This is a genomic window from Mycobacterium sp. TH-M106 (assembly GCF_057473765.1).
The window spans coordinates 1-17,473 of record NZ_JBYCLE010000141.1; the positions used below are offsets into that span (position 1 = coordinate 1).

13 protein-coding genes are annotated in these 17,473 nt (G+C 67.1%); 6 read left to right on the forward strand and 7 right to left on the reverse strand.

Annotated features, from left to right (window positions below):
* Nucleotides 1-351: cupin domain-containing protein (locus AC2VOP_RS05055; protein WP_486959928.1), on the reverse strand; the 351-nt coding region annotated here is incomplete at its 3' end.
* Nucleotides 352-431: 80 nt separating this feature from the next.
* On the opposite strand from AC2VOP_RS05055, the gene AC2VOP_RS05060 reads away from it, so the two are divergent.
* The 4 genes from AC2VOP_RS05060 to AC2VOP_RS05075 all read left to right on the forward strand — a co-directional run bounded on the left by AC2VOP_RS05060 (nucleotide 432) and on the right by AC2VOP_RS05075 (nucleotide 5,727).
* The gene (locus AC2VOP_RS05060; RefSeq protein ID WP_486959929.1) at nucleotides 432-950 is read left to right on the forward strand and encodes a MarR family winged helix-turn-helix transcriptional regulator; all 519 of its coding nucleotides are present in this window, start codon (nucleotides 432-434) and stop codon (nucleotides 948-950) included.
* 127 nt (nucleotides 951-1,077) lie between these two features.
* Nucleotides 1,078-3,759, forward strand: a complete 2,682-nt coding sequence (locus tag AC2VOP_RS05065; protein WP_486959930.1) for a circularly permuted type 2 ATP-grasp protein — start codon at nucleotides 1,078-1,080, stop codon at nucleotides 3,757-3,759.
* Entirely contained in the window at nucleotides 3,756-4,676 is a 921-nt protein-coding gene (locus AC2VOP_RS05070; protein ID WP_486959931.1) for a transglutaminase family protein, read from the forward strand. The genes AC2VOP_RS05065 and AC2VOP_RS05070 overlap by 4 nt, the downstream gene beginning before the upstream one ends.
* Nucleotides 4,669-5,727, forward strand: coding sequence for a zinc-binding metallopeptidase family protein (locus tag AC2VOP_RS05075; RefSeq protein ID WP_486959932.1), 1,059 nt, complete (start codon nucleotides 4,669-4,671; stop codon nucleotides 5,725-5,727). The genes AC2VOP_RS05070 and AC2VOP_RS05075 overlap by 8 nt, the downstream gene beginning before the upstream one ends.
* 6 nt (nucleotides 5,728-5,733) lie before the next feature.
* Here AC2VOP_RS05075 and AC2VOP_RS05080 read toward each other — a convergent pair whose 3' ends face one another.
* The 5 genes from AC2VOP_RS05080 to AC2VOP_RS05100 all read right to left on the reverse strand — a co-directional run bounded on the left by AC2VOP_RS05080 (nucleotide 5,734) and on the right by AC2VOP_RS05100 (nucleotide 13,962).
* On the reverse strand, nucleotides 5,734-9,114 hold the full coding sequence (locus AC2VOP_RS05080) for a transglutaminase family protein (protein ID WP_486959933.1): 3,381 nt from the start codon (nucleotides 9,112-9,114) through the stop codon (nucleotides 5,734-5,736).
* 42 nt (nucleotides 9,115-9,156) lie between these two features.
* Nucleotides 9,157-9,996, reverse strand: coding sequence for a transglutaminase family protein (locus AC2VOP_RS05085; RefSeq protein WP_486959934.1), 840 nt, complete (start codon nucleotides 9,994-9,996; stop codon nucleotides 9,157-9,159).
* Nucleotides 9,996-10,976, reverse strand: a complete 981-nt coding sequence (locus AC2VOP_RS05090) for an alpha-E domain-containing protein (protein WP_486959935.1) — start codon at nucleotides 10,974-10,976, stop codon at nucleotides 9,996-9,998. The genes AC2VOP_RS05085 and AC2VOP_RS05090 overlap by 1 nt, the downstream gene beginning before the upstream one ends.
* Nucleotides 10,976-12,616, reverse strand: coding sequence for a circularly permuted type 2 ATP-grasp protein (locus AC2VOP_RS05095; RefSeq protein ID WP_486959953.1), 1,641 nt, complete (start codon nucleotides 12,614-12,616; stop codon nucleotides 10,976-10,978). The genes AC2VOP_RS05090 and AC2VOP_RS05095 overlap by 1 nt, the downstream gene beginning before the upstream one ends.
* A 137-nt stretch (nucleotides 12,617-12,753) precedes the next feature.
* On the reverse strand, nucleotides 12,754-13,962 hold the full coding sequence (locus tag AC2VOP_RS05100) for a DUF885 domain-containing protein (RefSeq protein ID WP_486959936.1): 1,209 nt from the start codon (nucleotides 13,960-13,962) through the stop codon (nucleotides 12,754-12,756).
* Nucleotides 13,963-14,056: 94 nt separating this feature from the next.
* On the opposite strand from AC2VOP_RS05100, the gene AC2VOP_RS05105 reads away from it, so the two are divergent.
* Nucleotides 14,057-14,962 carry a DMT family transporter gene (locus tag AC2VOP_RS05105; RefSeq protein ID WP_486959937.1) on the forward strand — a complete coding sequence of 302 codons (906 nt, stop codon included), beginning with the start codon at nucleotides 14,057-14,059 and terminating at the stop codon, nucleotides 14,960-14,962.
* Between the two features lie 81 nt (nucleotides 14,963-15,043).
* Complete coding sequence (coaA, locus tag AC2VOP_RS05110) at nucleotides 15,044-15,982, forward strand: type I pantothenate kinase (protein ID WP_486959938.1); 939 nt, start codon at nucleotides 15,044-15,046, stop codon at nucleotides 15,980-15,982.
* A gap of 109 nt (nucleotides 15,983-16,091) precedes the next feature.
* On the opposite strand, the gene AC2VOP_RS05115 is transcribed toward coaA, so the two are convergent.
* Nucleotides 16,092-17,459 carry a hypothetical protein gene (locus AC2VOP_RS05115; RefSeq protein ID WP_486959939.1) on the reverse strand — a complete coding sequence of 456 codons (1,368 nt, stop codon included), beginning with the start codon at nucleotides 17,457-17,459 and terminating at the stop codon, nucleotides 16,092-16,094.
* Nucleotides 17,460-17,473: the final 14 nt, after the last annotated feature.

Sequence of the window (17,473 nt, forward strand, 5' to 3'; positions counted from 1 at the left end):
GGTGAGCACGATGAGCACGTCGGCAGCCTGGCCAGTCGGCGCGGCGAACGCGTGCGTGACCGTGGGTGGGACAACCAACAGGTCACCTTCACCGGCCAGGTGCACCCGGTCGTCGGTGAGCACCTGCAACGCGCCGCCGAGTACGTAGAACAGCTCGGAGCGGCCCGTGTGGTGGTGAGGTGTTGCTCCCTCGGCGCCTTCAGCGAGGATCACGCGCTGGCAGCTGAGCGCGCCGCCGGTGGCATCGGAGTCGGCTAGCAGTCGCACGGTGGTCGGCGTGGCGCCCACGATCTCGTTGTCGGCGAATTTTACGATGATCGATCCGCGGTCGTCGGCGGCAATATAGGACATGACGTGCCCTTCGGTCGGTGGACGAGACTCTGCAGAATAGTACGGCATCAAACTATCAGACACCTTATAAGGTGAGCGGTGTGAACGGTGCCGAGCCCGACGAACCCGACGCGGTCGATGTCGTGCTGGGACAGTGGAGCCGCGAACGCCCCGGCCTGGACTTAGCGGCCATGGGCATCTTCGGCCGCTTCGCTCAGGTGTACCTGCGGGCGAATCAGGCCGTGGACGCGGTGTTTGTGCGTCATGGCTTGCAGCGTGGCGAGTTCGACGTGCTGGCGGCCTTGCGCCGGGCCGGTGAACCCTTCGTGTTGAGCCCCTCGGCTCTGGCGGCCACCTTGATGCTGTCCCGCGCGGGCATGACCAATCGGCTGGACCGCCTGGAAGCCGCTGGTCTGGTCGAACGTCGTCTCGATCCCGACGACCGACGCAGCTTCCTCGCCGTCCTCACCCTGCGCGGGCGTCAGGTGGTCGAAGCGGCGGTCGATGACCACGTCGCCAACGAGACTCGGATGCTGTCTGGCCTCTCCGACCGGGACAAGGCCACCCTGGATCACCTGCTGCGCAAAATCTTGCGCGACCTCATCGACCACACGCCGTAGCACCGGATCAGGCCCTGATTTTTCAGTTGTTGACAGACGCTGCGCACCCTGGCCCGCGCCGACCGTAATATCCACATACCATCCCGATCAGACCCACCGGCCCTGGTAGACGTCAGGAGGTAGCTCGTTGTCGCCGCCGCCATCCGGTCCCGCGCCGCCAACCGCGCATGATGACCCCGACCGGCTTCTCGCCGGTTACCCCGCCGCTTGGGCCCAGGGGGCACTGTTCGACCTGCGCGGCGGGCGGGCCGGTGCGACGGGGTACGACGAGTTCGTCGATGCCGCCGGCAACGTCCGCCCGGGCTGGTCGGAGTTCGCCGAGGTCGTCGGCGAGCGGGGGCGCACGGGTCTGGACCGGTTGCGCGCGACGGTCAGCGCGCTGGTCGACAACGACGGAATCACGTACATTTCCATCGATAACGGCGCAAGCGACAACGTCACCGGCAATGGTCACGACAATGGTCACGGCATCGCTGCACCCACACCGTGGCAGCTGGACGGGCTGCCGCTACTGGTCTCATCGGAAGACTGGGACACCCTGGAATCCGGTGTGGTACAACGCAGCGCGCTGCTTAACGAAGTGCTGGCCGACATCTACGGGCCACGGCACGTGGTCACCAGCGGGGTGTTACCGCCCGAGTTGCTGTTCGCCCACCCCGGCTACGTCCGGGCAGTCAGCGGAATCGAGATTCCCGGCCGACATCAACTCTTCCTGCACGGCTGCGACATCAGCCGGGACGGGTCTGGGGGATTCCTGGTCAACGCGGACTGGACACAGGCCCCGTCGGGAGCCGGATACGCACTGGCCGACCGCCGGGTAGTGGCGCACGCGGCTCCGGACCTCTACGAGCGAGTCAGTCCACGTCCCACCTCGCCGTTCGCCCAGACGTTGCGGTTGGCGCTGATCAGCGTGGCACCCGAGGCCGCCGTGGATCCGGTGGTGGTGGTGCTCACCCCGGGGAGCTACTCCGAGACCGCGTTCGACCAGGCCTATCTGGCATCGGCGCTGGGGTTCCCGCTGGTGGAAAGCGCCGATTTGGTGGTTCGCGCCGGCACACTGTGGATGCGCTCGCTGGGCACCCTGAAGCAAGTCGACGTCGTGCTGCGCCGCGTCGACGCCGAGTACGCCGATCCGCTCGATCTACGTTCTGATTCTCAGTTGGGCGTGGTCGGGCTGGTCGAGGTGCTGCGGCGCGGAGCGGTGACCGTGGTCAACACGCTCGGCAGCGGCATTCTGGAAAGCCCCGGCCTGCTGCGGTTCCTGCCCGAACTGGCGCAGCTGCTGCTCGGTGAAACCCCGCTGCTACCGACGGCTCCGCTCTACTGGGGCGGCATCGACGCCGAACGCTCACACCTGCTCGCCCGACTGTCGGCCTTATTGATCAAGCCGACTATTGGTGGCCAGACCATCGTCGGGCCCGCGCTGTCGTCGGGGCAACGCGAGGCACTGGCCGCACGCATCGAGGCCAGCCCATGGCAATGGGCCGGTCAGGAACTGCCGCAGTTTTCGTCGGCACCGACCGACCACTACCCGGGCGGGCTGAGCTCCGCCAGCGTCGGAATGCGGTTGTTCACCGTCGCCCAGCGGGGTGGCTACGCGCCGATGAGCGGTGGTCTCGGTTACGTCCTGGCGCCTGGAAACGCTGCCTACACCTTGGATACCGTTGCAGCCAAAGATATCTGGGTGAGGGCTCCGACGCGCACCCAGGCCGAGGTCACGGTTCCCACCACCGAGCTGCCGGCAATCAAGCCCAGCGGCACCCGCGGGGTCAGCTCGCCGCGGGTGCTCTCCGATCTGTTCTGGTTGGGGCGTTACGCCGAGCGGGCCGAGAACATGGCCCGATTGCTGACCGTCACCCGTGAGCGGTACCACGAATTCCGCAACCGCCCAGAGATGGCGGGCAGCCAATGCGTGCCCGTCCTGCTCGCCGCACTCGAGCAGATCACCGGCACGGGCACCGGAAATTCCGACGCGAAGCGGGTGGCGGACGCTCCACGCACCCTGTGGTCGTTCACCGTCGATTCACAGCGCCCCGGTTCGCTGGCGCAGTCGGTGGAACGACTGAGTTTGGCGGCCCGAGCGGTGCGTGACCAGATGTCCAACGACACCTGGATGATCCTTGGTGGTGTCAAACGGGCCTTGGCGCAGCTGGCGAACGGACGCCCGGCCCCACCTGACGAGCCCACAGCCGATGACACCGCGTTGGGCACTGCGCATGCTCTGGCTCTGGCGGGAATGCTGGCACTGTCCGGAGTCGCCGCCGAATCGATGGTTCGTGACGTCGGTTGGACGATGACCGATATCGGCAAACGGATCGAGCGCGGGTTGTGGCTGGCCGGACTGTTACGCGCCACGCTGGGGAGAGCTCACGGCCTCGCCGACGAGCAAACGATCACCGAGTCCACGCTGGTGGCATGCGAGTCGTCGGTGATTTACCTGCGGCGCAACCTGGGCGCGGTGAGTGTCGGCGCGGTGGCCGAGCTGGTGCTTTTCGAGCCAGAGAATCCGCGGTCGCTGGTGTACCAGCTGGAGCGGCTGCGCGCCGACGTGAAGGCACTGCCCGCAGTGTCCGGACCGTCGAAGGCTGAACGGTTGGTCGATGAGATCAACACCCCGCTACGACGCTTGGACCCGGCCGACCTTGATGTGGTTGACGCTGAAGACGAGCGGGCCGAGCTGACCGAGTTGCTTGACGGTGTGCACACCGGGCTGCGCGACCTGGCCGGCGTCATCACCGCCACCCAGCTCTCGCTGCCCGGCGTGATGCAGCCGCTGTGGGGATCCGACCGACGCCGGACGCTGCCATGACCGCACCTTCCGGCCAGCCGCCTACCCGCCGTTATTGCATCACCCACCGCACCGAATACCGCTACTCCGACATCGTGACCAATTCCTATGGCCGCGGGTTTCTCAAGCCTCGGGACTGCGAGCGGCAGCGCTGCCTCGCCCATGAGCTGCGGATCGAGCCGGCACCCGCCGACAGCTCTATCAGTCGCGACACCTACGGCAACGTCAGCTCGTATTTCCACGTCACCGAGCCGCACCGAACCCTGACGATCACCGGTGACTCCATCGTCGAGGTGGACCCGCCACCAGCCGATCTCTACGACAGCGGATCAGCAAGCGCCCCATGGGTGGCAGCGCGTCCCGCCGGACTGGAAGGCGCGCTGGCCACCGAGTTCACCCTCGACCTGGACCCATCGGAGATCACCGACGAAGTGCGTGAGTACGCAGCGCCGAGCTTCATACCGGGCCGCCCGCTGATCGAGGTGCTGCGAGACCTGGCCGGAAGAATCCACGTCGACTTCACCTACCGCTCCGGCTCGACGACGGTGTCTACCAGAGTCACCGAGGTGCTCGCAGCCCGTGAAGGGGTCTGCCAGGATTTCGCCCGGCTGGCGATCGCCTGCCTGCGCGCCAACGGCCTGGCCGCCAGCTATGTGTCCGGCTATCTGGCCACCGACCCACCGCCGGGCAAGAGCCGGATGGTCGGCGTCGACGCCACCCACGCCTGGGCGTCGGTGTGGACGCCTGAAAACCACTGGCTTGGCCTGGATCCCACCAACGACCAGATGGTCGACGAGCGATACATCATCGTCGGCCGCGGCCGCGACTACGCGGACGTTCCGCCGCTGCGGGGCATCATCTACACCAACTCCGAGAGCAGTGCCATCGACGTCGCCGTCGACGTGACACCTTGTGAAAATGTAGTGCTGCATGCGTGACTTCGTCTGCCCCAACTGCGGTCAGCGCCTGACGTTCGAGAACTCAATGTGCTTGTCCTGCGATGCCGCACTCGGGTTCTCGCTCGATGACATGACCCTGCTGGTGATCACCGAATCCGAGCGCGGCCAACCCGGTGCCGTCGACGCCGAGGCTTACCAACTGTGCTCCAACCTTCATCTCGCCGAATGCAATTGGCTGGTTAAAGCGGACCCAGTCGGTGGGCTGTGCGCATCCTGCAAACTGACCCGAAAACGGCCCAACGATGCCGACACCAAGGGACTGGCCGCTTTCGCGCAGGCTGAACGAGCCAAGCGGCGGCTTATCGCTGAGCTCTACGAGCTGGCGTTGCCGATCATCGGACGCGATGAGGACCCCGACTACGGACTGGCATTCGATCTGCTGTCCAGCGAGCACAAGAAGGTCCTCACCGGACACCGCAACGGCGTCATCACACTGGATCTCGCCGAAGGTGATGACGTGCACCGCGAGCGGTTGCGGGTCGCGATGGACGAGCCGTACCGCACCCTGCTCGGGCACTTCCGCCACGAGATCGGACACTACTATTTCTACCGGCTGATCGACGCGTCACCGGAGTACCTGGCACGCTTCGGTGAGCTGTTCGGCGACCCGGATGCCGACTACCAGCAGGCGCTGCGCCGCCACTACCGTGACGGCCCACCAGCGGGCTGGGAGGAGCGCTTCGTGTCGTCTTATGCGGCAATGCATCCGGCCGAGGACTGGGCGGAGACCTTCGCGCACTATTTGCACATCCGCGACGCCCTGGACACCTCGGCTGCATGCGGTATCGCACCTGCTGCGGCAACGTTCGAGCGGAGGGTGTTGGGCCCCAGCGCTTTTCCTACCATCGTCGAGATGTGGCTGCCTCTGGCGTGGTCGCTGAACATGGTGAACCGTTCGATGGGCCACGACGACCTGTATCCATTCGTGCTACCGGTCGCAGTGCTGGAGAAGATGCAATTCGTCCACACCGTCATCGACGAGGTGACATCGGATCCGGACAGCCTCGCGGGCGCCGGCGGCCGGCCCTGACCGCAACTACGCCAGCACGGTGCGCGCGCGCCGCAGGTCGAGGATGCCCGGTGCGGCAACGTCGGTGGAGAGCCGGGCCCGTTTCTCCCGGATATCGGAGATGTCGAGCTTGCCTGGGGTGAAGCCGGTGGCCTCGAAGCGGCGGCTGCGCCGCGCCTCGGCCTCGACTGCGTTGACGGGAGGTTCGTCGTAGGCGCGCCCGCCGGGATGGGCGACGTGGTAGGTGCAACCACCGCGAGACGCGGCAGTGGCGACGTCGACGAGTTCGAACCGCAGCGGACCGTCGACGGTGATGCTCGGGTGCAGCGCGCTCGGCGGTTGCCAGGCCCTGAACCGCACACCACCCACCTGGATGTCGGGATTGTCGGTAGCCAGCAACGGCACCGGGAAACCGTTGCACGTCACCACGTGACGGTGCCGGTCGGCGCCGATGACGCGTACCTGGATGCGCTCGACCGACGAGTCGACGTAGCGGGCGGTGCCGGTGGCGGTAGACTCCTCGCCGAGGGTGTTCCATGGTTCGATCGCGCCGCGCAGCTCGAGCTCCACGCCGTCGACGACGGCGGTGCCGATGCGCGGGAAGCGGAATTCGGTGAACGGGTCCAGCCAGCTGGTCGCAAAGTCGATGCCATGCGCACGCAGGTCCGCGGCCACGTCGGCAATGTCGTGGATCAGGAAGTGCGGCAACAGGTATCGGCCGTGCAAGTTGGCACCGTGGCGGATCAGCGGGGCGCGCAGCGGTTCGTCCCAGAACCACGCCACCAGCGACCGCACCAGCAGCGACTGCACCATCGCCATGCGCAGGTGCGGGGGCATCTCGAAGCCGCGCAGCTCCACCAGGCCGAGCCGGCCGCGGACGCTGTCGGGGTTGTAGAGCTTGTCGATGCAGAACTCGGCGCGGTGGGTGTTGCCGGTGATGTCGGTGAGCAGGTGCCGCAGCGCGCGGTCAATCACCCACGGTTTGGCTCGGTTTTCTCCCGAGCCGCCCGCCGCTAGCCGGGCGATCTCGGCGAACGCGATCTCCAGTTCGTAGACCGCCTCGGCACGGCCCTCATCGACTCGGGGCGCCTGCGACGTGGTGCCGACGAACCGCCCCGCGAACAGGTAGGACAGCGACGGGTGTCGCTGCCAGTAGGTCAGCAGCGAGACCAGCAAGTCCGGGCGGCGCAGCAGCGGCGAGTCGGCGGGCGTGCTGCCGCCGAGCGTGATGTGGTTACCTCCGCCGGTGCCGCCGTGGGTGCCGTCGACGTCGAACGACTCCGTCGCCAGCCGAGCCAGTCTGGCCTGTTCATACAGGGTTTCCAGTTGCTGCCGTTGTTCGGCGAAGGTGGCGGTAGGCGCGATGTTGACTTCGACGACTCCGGGGTCGGGGGTGATCGTCACCGACTTCAGCCGTGGGTCCGGCGGCGGACCGTAGCCCTCGACCACGACCGGACAGCCGACCTTCGCTGCCGCGGCCTCAACCCGCGCGATGAGGTCGACGAAGTGCTCGAGCGCCTCGGTGGGCGGCATGAAGATGTGCAGCAGCCCATCGCGAACCTCGGCAACCATCGCGGTGGGCGGCGCGGTCTCGGGGTCTTCGATCACCGCCGCCGCCCCCTCCGAGGCACCGGGCACCGCCGACAGTGCGTGCCCGACGGCCATCGGGTCGACGTCGAACGAGGTGCGCGGCGGCTGCCAGCTGATCGAATCCAGCGGGAGCCGCAGGCCCGCAGGCGAATCCCCCTCAACCAGCACGACGCGCCCACGCCGCAGCCGCCAGTTCGCGCTGGCCCAGCCGAGGTCGTCGTCGCGGCGGTGCAGCGGCAGCACGAACGCCGCCGCGGACGCCGCGGATTCGTCGAGGCGCGCCAGCAACGCGGCGCGGCCGGCGGTGCTGTCCTGGCCGGTTTCGGGACCGAGGTCGTCGTCCGGTTCCACGGCGTCGCCGCTGGGCAGTCGGACTTTGGCCGCCAACCGGCTCAGCGGGTCCTCGTAGGCTGGCCGCACCTGTGAGAGCGGCAGCCCGAGGCCGTCGGCGATGCCGGCGAGCACCCGGTAGGCCGTCTCTCCGTCGACCGGGTCGGTCGGATCGGTGCTCCAAGGGTCGGCCAGCAGCTTGTCGTTGGTCCACAGCGGCTGCCCGTTGGCGCGCCAGTACAGCGCAATCTGCCAGCGCGGCAACACTTCTCCCGGATACCACTTGCCCTGCTCGCGCTGGATGAGCCCCTGCGGCGCCCACACCGCCTTGAGCCGGGCGGCCAGATCGGATGCCCGCCGGCGCTTGTGTGGGCCGTCGGCGGCCGTCGTCCATTCCTCGTCGACGTGGTTGTCCACCGACACGAATGTCGGCTCGCCGCCGACGGTCAGCCGAACATCGCCGGTGGTCAGCCGCTTGTCGACGCGCTGGCCGACCTCACAGATCGCCTTCCACGCCGCGTCGGTGTAGGGCAGCGTGACGCGCGGGTCTTCGTGGACGCGGGTGACTGTGTTAGAGAAGTCCAGCACGGCGTGACAGGCCCCGGTGGACCCGCTGATCGGTGCCGCGCTCGCGGGGTGCGGCGTGGCCGCCAGCGGGATATGACCCTCGCCGGCCAGCAGCCCCGACGTCGGGTCCAGCCCGATCCAGCCCGCGCCGGGAACATACACCTCGGCCCACGCGTGCAGGTCGGTGAAATCGGCGGCAGGCCCGGACGGCCCGTCGAGAGCCTTGACGTCGGCAGCCAGCTGCACCAGGTAACCGGAGACGAACCGGGCAGCCAACCCCAGCTGGCGCAGGATCGACACCAGCAGCCACGCCGAGTCCCGGCACGAGCCGATGCCGGTGTGCAGCGTGACATCCGGTGTCTGCACACCGGACTCCATGCGCACGGTGTAGCCGACGTCGGCGTTGATCGCGCGGTTGAGCGCAACCAGGAAGTCGTTGGTGGGGGTGCCGTCCGGCACCGAGAAACTACGCACCCACTCCTGTACGAGCTCGCCGGGACCGGAGCCCTCCCCGCCCTCGTCGACGGGACGCAGGTACGGCTTAAGGTCATCAGCCAGCCCTTCGGGGTAGGTCAACCCGGGCGATGAGTCGCCCCCGCTGGGAGCAGCGAAGGGCCACGTCTGCGCCCAGTCCTCGACGAAGAAGTCGAACGGGTTGATCACCTTGAGGTCGGCGATCAGTCCGACGGTGATGCACAGCCTGCTCACGCGATCAGGAAAGACCAGGCGGGCCAGGAAGTTGCCGAATGCGTCCTGCTGCCAGTTGATGAAATGGGCGGCCGGCTCAACCCGCAGCGAGTAGGCCTCGATGGGCGTACGCGAGTGAGGCGCCGGACGCAGCCGCACAATATGCGGATACACCTCGACCAGCCTGTCGAAGGTGTAGCTGGTGCGGTGCTCCAGCGCAACTTTGATGCTCACAGCCAATCACACCTTGAAGAACCCGATCGCCACATCGCCCCGCTAAGCCAGCCGGGTGATCTCTACTACCACGTCGAGGTCGGTCGACCCTTCCCCGAAGTAGATCCCCTTCAGCGGGGGCACATCGGCGTAGTCGCGGCCGGTGCCCACACTGACGTACCGCTCGTCGATCTCGGTGTCATGGGTGGGGTCGTAGTCCCACCAACTGCCGGTCCACGCCTGCACCCACGCGTGGCTCTGGCCGTCGAAGGTTTTCCCGATTACCGCATCGCGCTTGGGATGCAGGTATCCTGACACATAGCGTCCGGGAATTCCCATGCTGCGTAATACAATCAACGACAAGTGGGCGAAGTCTTGGCAGACGCCTTTGCCTTCGCGCAACGCATCCAGCCCCGACGAATGCACGCCGGTCGCACCCGGGTCGTACTCCAGTTTGCCGCGCACCCATTGCGCGGCGGCGGTGACGGCTTCGGACGGCTCATGGTATCTGGCGATCCGCCGGCTCACCGCCGTTATGCGTTTGCTCGTCGGGGCGTATCCCGTCGGGCTGAGCACTTCGGCGAAGCGATCGATCATCGCCTCGGATTCCAGGTCGGCCCAGGTCGCCTTCACCTCCGGTGGCTCCGGCCGGTCAGTCTCGACTACCGACGAGGCCGTCACCTCCAGTTGAGTGTGTGGAGCGTGTAGGTCGAACGCCGTCACCGTGGTGCCCCAGTAATCGACGTAGCGAAATGACCGGGTGGCCGGCACCGTCTCGACACGACTGAGGATGACGTTTTGCCGCGAATCCGATCGCGGAGTCATGCGGGCATCGTTGAAGGAAGCCGTCACCGGTGACTTGTAGGAATATCCGGTGGAATGCTCCACCCGCATCCGCCACATCACGTCTTCCCCGGTTTGACAACCGCCGCGCCATTTTGACCGGCACCCGACCATGCCACCCACGGCGCCGCGTGGAAATACTGCAGCGCCAAGGCTTCTCCAACGTCATGGCATGTCTTCTGCAAACTGGCCAGCCGGACCTCCAGTGACTCGAGCAGCTCCCCCGGCGGCAGGAACTCCAGCTCACTGCGGGCCCGGCCCAGCAACCGCTGTGCTTCGGCGATAGACCCGACACGACTGTGCGGGTGGTGCTGCAGTTCGTCGAGGTTATGCTCGGCCACCTTCAGCGAGTAGAAGATCGACCGCGGGAACAGCCGGTCAAGCAGCATGAACTCGACCACCCTACCGGCGTCGAGCACGCCGCGGTAGGTGCGCAGGTAGGTGTCGTGCGCGCCGGCGGAGCGCAAGACCGTAACCCACGCCGGCGAGGACGCGCTGTCGCCAACTCTGGACAACAACAGCCGGACCGTCATATCCACCCGCTCGATCGCGCGGCCCAGCACCATGAAACGGTAGCCGTCGTCACGCGAGAGCGTCGAGTCTGCAAGGCCGGCAAACATCGCCGCCCGGCCTTCAATGAATGCCAGAAATTCATGCGGCCCGAAACGCTTGGCGGCACGTTCGCGTTCGGCAAGGGCATTGTAGGTGGTGTTGAGGCATTCCCAGATTTCTCTGGACGTCACTTCCCTTGCCGACCTTGCACTTTCACGTGCGGCCGAGATCGCGTCGACGATGGAGCAGCCGCCACCGTCGTTGCCGCAGCTGAAGGCCACCAGATCGGTCAGTGACCAGACGTCTAACTCGGTTTTCGGCGGCTTGATGCCCAGCACCTGCAGCAATACCCGGGACGCGTGGTCTGGGTCCACACTGGAGTCTTCGAGTAACTGGTGTACACCGACGTCGAGAATGCGCGCGGTGTCGTCGGCGCGCTCGACGTAGCGACCGATCCAATACAGCGCCTCGGCGTTGCGGGCGAGCATCAGCGAATCACCGCTTGGTGCTGCTGCTGATCTTGCTGCCGCCGCTGTTGCAGACCGTCGACCTCCCGGTCGCCGTCGCTCGCCGGTTTCGGCAGCGAATGCACGATCTCGGCGGCGCCCAGCTCCCGGTTGGCCCCCGAGGAGCGTGGCGCCAGCACCCAGGTGTCCTTGGAGCCGCCGCCCTGGCTGGAATTGACCACCCGCGATCCCTCGGCTAGCGCGACCCGAGTCAAGCCACCCGGCAACACCCATACCTGGTCGCCGTCGTTGACAGCGAACGGCCGCAGGTCGACGTAGCGGGGCGCCAGCGTGTTTCCGACCTGCGTCGGCACGGTGGACAACTCCATCATCGGTTGCGCGATCCAGCGCCGCGGATTGTCGCGGATCCTATTGCGGACCACGGCGAGTTCCTTCTTCGAGGCTTGCGGACCGAACACGATGCCGTACCCGCCGGACCCTTCAACCGGCTTGATGACAAGCTCATGGATCCGGTCGAGCACCTCCTCGCGTTCGTCGTCCAACCAGCACCGGAAGGTCTGAACATTGGCCAGCAGCGGTTTCTCGCCGAGGTAATACTCGACGATGGTCGGCACGTAGGTGTAGACGAGTTTGTCGTCGCCGACCCCGTTGCCGACCGCGCTGGAGATCACGACGTTGCCCGCACGGGCCGCGTTGAGCAGGCCGGCCACACCGAGCAGCGAGTCCGCTCGGAACTGCAGCGGGTCGAGAAAGGCATCGTCGATACGCCGGTAGATGACATCGACCTGGCGCTCCCCCTCGGTGGTGCGCATATAGACCTGGTTGTCCCGGCAGAACAGGTCGCGGCCTTCGACGAGCTCGACGCCCATCTGGCGGGCCAGCAGCGAATGCTCGAAATACGCCGAATTGGCCACCCCTGGGGTGAGAACCACCACCGTCGGGTCGGCCTCGTTGGTGGCCGCCGAGTTACGTAGCGCCCGCAGCAGGTGTGCCGAGTAGTCGTCGACGGCGCGCACCCGGTGGGTGGCGAACAGGTTGGGGAAGACTCGCGCCATGGTGCGTCGGTTCTCCATCACATACGAGACCCCGGACGGCGAACGGAGGTTGTCCTCCAGGACCCGGAAACTGCCCCGCTCGTCGCGGATCAGGTCAATTCCGGCGACGTGGATCCGCACGCCGTTAGGCGGGATGATGCCGGCGGCTTGGCGGTAAAAGTGTTCGCAGGAGGTCACCAAGCGACGCGGAATGACGCCGTCGCGCAGGATCTCCTGATCGCCATAGACATCGTCGAGGTAGCACTCGAGTGCCTTGACACGCTGCGTGATGCCCCGCTCCAACCGGCTCCACTCGGCGGCGGAGATGACCCGCGGTACCAGATCGAGCGGAAACGGCCGCTCCTGCCCCGAAAGCGAAAATGTGATGCCTTGGTCGATGAACGCGCGGCCCAGCGCCTCGGCCCGAGCCTCGAGCTCGGATGCGTCCGACGGAGCGAGCTCGGCGTAGATGCCTTTGTAGCTGCCGCGGACATTGCCCCCTGCGTCGAACATCTCATCGAAAGCTGCCGCATACGGACCTGGCTTGTTGTAACCGTCGAAGATGCCCTGGTAGCGCAGCGGATGCCGCGACTCGGTACGCGACTGCCGGCTGATGTCGGCGGGCAGGGCTCGAACGGTCACTTGCACATTCTGCCCTACGCGTCATTGCCTCAGGCCAGTACAGTCCGCTTTGTGACGAATTGTCACCGACTGCTAACCCTGGGCGGTCGTTGCGCAGCGTCGGTTGCCCGCTCGATGACTCGCTACCGTGCCCGCAGCGCCGACGGGATCAGCGGCTCGTCCAGCAGCCGGCCGAACCGTTCGGGCAGGCCGACCTCGGCCGGGCGATCGTCGAGCCAGCCGAGCAGCAACCGGTATCCCTCGACGTAGGTGCTGATGTAGGCGCGCCACAGCGGCGAGGACAAAAACCGCAGCATCTGCTGCGCCCGGGCGTCGCTGACCAGCAGCCACCGCCGCAGATACGCCAGAACGTCGTCGTGGTCGCGGTGTTCGTCGTGCAGCATCAGCGCGGCGTCCTGGCGCACGCCCGCCAGGTCCGCCGACGCCTCGGCCACCGCCTCGGCGCGGTCGCCGTCGAACCGCAGGCCCAGGTCGGCGTAGATGTCGGCGGCCCAGGCGCCCCAGCCCGGACCGACCGCGGCGTAGAGCGCCAAGTCGGCCAACCCCTCGGCCATCAGGCACTGCGGGGTGTTGACCAGGAAGATGGTCTGCTCGGCCTGGCCGTCCCGGTGGACCAGTCGCGCCTCTTTGCGGCAGTGCTCGGTGTGATGGCCGGGGTAGGACTCGTGGGCCACCAGCCGCGGCAGGTTGGACATCTGCTGTGGCACGTCGGCGTTGACGGCCACCGTGGAGCGGTAGGCGCCCTGGTAGTAGTTGAACCCCGACCACGGCTGGTCGGTGACCACCTGATAGGTCACCGTCTCGGAATCGGGGAGCGGGTAGTCGGCGCGCACCCGGTCCCGCAGCGCACTGGAGAACGCCGCGATGCACTCAGTCAAGCGGCTCGGCGGAATCTCGTCGGCGCTGCGGTAGCTGCGCATGCGATCGGCCAGCGGACCGGTGCCGCCCAACAGTCGATCAAGCCCGGCGTGCGCCTGTCGGTAGCGGTCCGGGTCCCCCTTGCCGATCGACACGTCGAAATAGTCGCGGACCTCGTCGACGAATCCGATGGTCTCGCCAGCGAACTTGCGCCCGGCACACGCCAACGCCCGCAAGTGGGCACGCAGGTAGTCGGCCCGCGCCGCGTCGAGTCCACCCGGCAACGCCGCGATCAGCCGCTGCGCCTGCCGAGCGAGGTCCGCCGGGTCGGGTACCGGTTCGTTCTCCACCGTGTGGCGCAGCGCCAGATCGCCGGTGAAGGCGTCCACATAGCCCGGCTCGATCCGATCGAAGCGAAGACCCAGCAGCAGATACTCACGGATCAGCGCGCTGGTGTCACGATCTGGCTCCACGACCGCCAACGCTATCGGAGCCGGCAGGCTTGTTACGGTCGGGTTTTGAGTGAAGTGTTTACTGGTCGCCATGGCATCGACAGAAGGAGTGTGTGTGCCGAAAACCGATATTGCCGCCGTGCTCGCGTTGAGTTCTGCACTGTGCGTCGCGATCGGCGACGTGCTACAGCAACGTGCGACGCACCGGATCACCGATACGGCGAGAGGCAACCTCGAACTGTTCGCGACGCTGTTCCGCGAGCGGCGGTGGCGTTGGGGCGCCCTGATTCTCGTGGCCAGTATCGCGTTGCAGGCGGAGGCGCTGGACCAGGGTTCGGTGCTGCTGGTGCAGGCGCTGCTGGTGCTTTCATTGCTGTTCGCATTGCCGATCAGCGCGAAGCTGGCCCGCCGTGCGGTGACTGGCCGCGAGTGGGCCTGGGCGGTTGTGTTGACCGCTGCGGTGACCGTGATCGTCACCGTCGGAAACCCACAGGCCGGTCAGTCACGCGCATCGCTGCAGACCTGGGCAACCGTGTTCGCCGTCCTGACGCCGCTGCTGGTGGGCTGCGCTGTGGCGGCACGGATCTGGTGGGGCGGTCCCCTGGCCGCGGTGCTACTCGCCTTCGTCTCCGGCGCGCTGTGGGGGCTGTTCGCGGTGCTCACCAAGGGCGTCATGGCCCAACTGCACCACGGCGTGTGGGCGATGGCCCGCTCACCTGAGCTCTACGCCCTGATCTTGGTCGCGTTGGGTGCCTTCGGATGGGAGCAGTCGGCATTTCGGGCCGGGGCACTGACCGCGTCGATGCCGACCCTGGAGGTGTCTCAGCCGGTCGTAGCGGCTGCGTTGGGTGTGGTGGTACTCGGCGAGACGCTGGACACCGGCCGCGCTGGGATGGCCATGCTGGTGGTGGCAGCCCTGGCGATGGCAGTGGCTACAGTCGAGCTCGCCCGCGGTGACGCCGTGGCGACGCGCTCGCGCCTCGCGGTGAAGCTGCCCACCCCCGCGGGCCGGCGGGGATAGCCCCGACCGCGTCGTCGCTTTGGGGGGCCCGGACCTCCCCAGCCGCCCACCAGGCGGTCGGTGCTGCAAGACTGTATGGCCATGCCGCGGCCTAACGAGCCGAGCCCCTATGTGGAGTTCAACCGGAAAGAGTGGCGTGCGTTGCGCATGTCGACGCCGCTGCCGCTGACCGAGGACGAGGTCGTAGCGTTGCGGGGTCTCGGTGAGCAGGTCGATCTGCGCGAAGTCGAAGAGGTCTATCTTCCGCTAGCCCGCCTGCTGCACCTTCAAGTCGCCGCCCGGCAGGGGCTCTTCGCCGCCACCGCCGAGTTCCTAGGCGAGCCGCAGCAGCACCCGGACCGACCGGTGCCGTTCATCATCGGCGTGGCCGGCAGCGTAGCCGTCGGCAAGTCGACCACGGCCCGGTTGCTGCAGGCGCTACTGGCCCGGTGGGACCGGCACCCGCGGGTGGACCTGGTAACCACCGACGGATTCCTCTATCCGAATGCCGAGTTGGAGCGTCGGAACCTCATGCACCGCAAGGGGTTTCCAGAAAGCTATGACCGCCGCGCGTTAATGCGTTTCGTCACCTCGGTGAAATCCGGATCGGAATACGCATGCACCCCGGTGTATTCACACCTGAGCTACGACATCGTCCCAGGGGCCAAGCAGGTGGTCCGCCACCCCGACATCTTGATCCTCGAGGGCCTCAACGTGCTGCAGACCGGCCCCACGCTGATGGTGTCGGATCTTTTCGACTTCTCGCTATACGTGGATGCGCGGGTCGAGGATATCGAGCACTGGTACATCTCGCGGTTCCTCGGCTTGCGCACCACCGCCTTCGCCAACCCGGCGTCGCACTTCCACCACTACGCCGGGTTGGGCGACAAGCAGGCCGTGGTGGCGGCTCGCGACATCTGGCGCTCGATCAACCGGCCGAACCTGATCGAGAACATCCTGCCCACCCGCCCGCGGGCCACCCTGGTGTTGCGCAAGGACGCCGACCACTCGATCAATCGGCTGCGGCTCCGCAAGCTGTAATCGTTGCGCCCTCACCGGCGAGCAGACCCCTCACCGGCGAGCAGACGCAAAAGCCCCCAAATACAGGCTCTTTGGGGGGGCTTCTGCGTCTGCTCGTCGGGAAGGCTGGTCAACGGGGCGCCACGATGTGACCACGCAGGTCGGCGGCGACCAGCTTCGCGGCGGCGTTCTGCCAGTTGTGCAGCGAACGCTGCGGCACCTCGGTGACCAGCCACTGCCAGGCCTGCCGGGCCGTCGGATCCAGCCCGGCGGCGGTGGCGTTCTGCGCATAGGCACGCACCCCGGCCACGTACGGGAAATACAGCGAGTTGTAGTAGCGCCACTGCTCGGTGGTGCCGAACTCACCGCCGTCGCGCGGCTTGAGCCGGGCGATGCCCTCGGCCAGCAGCGCCTTGAGTTCGTTCGCCCGCTCCAGCGGCACGTCGGGAGCGCCCCGTGCGGCCAGCCGCTGATCGATCACTGGCAGCGCGGTCAACGGGCTGGCCACCAGCTTCGACAAGTCGCCGTAGTGGGCCAGGGCACGGCGGGTCAGCCGGGCGAAGGTGTCCTCGTCGGCGTCGCCCAGCGAGCCGGCTGCCCGTAACGGCAACGCGGCCTCGGTGCCTCGCAACGCCGCACGGTCGGCGCGCAGTTCCGGGGAGTGCCAAAACGCCAGCCGGTCCCACAGGTCCGCCAGCGGATCGGCGAATACCTGCACCGCGATCGCGACGGCCAAGGTGGTAAACAACAAGACTATGAGCGCGGTCTGCGCGGTGGCCGCACCAGCAGTGACCGCCAAGCCGACCAGCACCTGCCCGCCGAACAGCGCCGCCACCGCCGCGGCCTGCACAGCCGAACGCAGCATGTCGGCCCGCAGCGCTTGGCCCTCGTCGAAGGCGTCCCACAACGCCACCGCAACGCCGAGCAATAGTACGTCCACACTCGTCGCGGCGAGCGCCAGCGAGCTGGGCAGCAAACCCAGAGGAATGACCAGGATTTCGTTGGCGAGCGCGAAAAACAGGGTGGCGACGACGATCACACCGATCACCGAACCCGGCTGTGCAGGCCGGCTCAGCGCCTTGGCCATCGCACCCAGCGTGGACGCCGAGATTACGGCGAACATCACCACGTGGCCGGTGCGCACAGGCCCGTCGACACCGCCGGCCATGGTGGCGCCGAACAGTGCCAGCGCACCGACGACGGCGACGAGCGTCAGCTCACCGGTGCGTGCCCGCCAGCTGTCGCGCGGCCGGGAAAGCTCGACAAGAACCGCGAACCAGGCCACGCCGGGGAGCGCCGCCAGGTAGACCTCGACGTGGCTGAGCAGATCGGCCCGCGCGAGGCTGGTCAGCCGCACCGCGTCCAGCGCCACCACGGCGGCGAAACCACACAATCCGACCGCCGCCAACGCGAGCATGGGCTTGCGCGGGTCGCGGGCCAGCAGATACGCCCCCAACCACCAGCTGATCGTGAACACGACCGCCGACAGCGCAGCCATGCATCAAGTGTGAC

What these genes read in the sequence shown, in the direction of transcription:
- AC2VOP_RS05085 (WP_486959934.1), bottom strand. Translation starts at nt 9,996, where the DNA reads ATGTGGCGGATGCGGGTGGAGCATTCCACCGGATATTCCTACAAGTCA.
- AC2VOP_RS05090 (WP_486959935.1), bottom strand. Translation starts at nt 10,976, where the DNA reads ATGCTCGCCCGCAACGCCGAGGCGCTGTATTGGATCGGTCGCTACGTC.
- AC2VOP_RS05070 (WP_486959931.1), top strand. Translation starts at nt 3,756, where the DNA reads ATGACCGCACCTTCCGGCCAGCCGCCTACCCGCCGTTATTGCATCACC.
- AC2VOP_RS05075 (WP_486959932.1), top strand. Translation starts at nt 4,669, where the DNA reads ATGCGTGACTTCGTCTGCCCCAACTGCGGTCAGCGCCTGACGTTCGAG.
- coaA (WP_486959938.1), top strand. Translation starts at nt 15,044, where the DNA reads ATGCCGCGGCCTAACGAGCCGAGCCCCTATGTGGAGTTCAACCGGAAA.
- AC2VOP_RS05115 (WP_486959939.1), bottom strand. Translation starts at nt 17,459, where the DNA reads ATGGCTGCGCTGTCGGCGGTCGTGTTCACGATCAGCTGGTGGTTGGGG.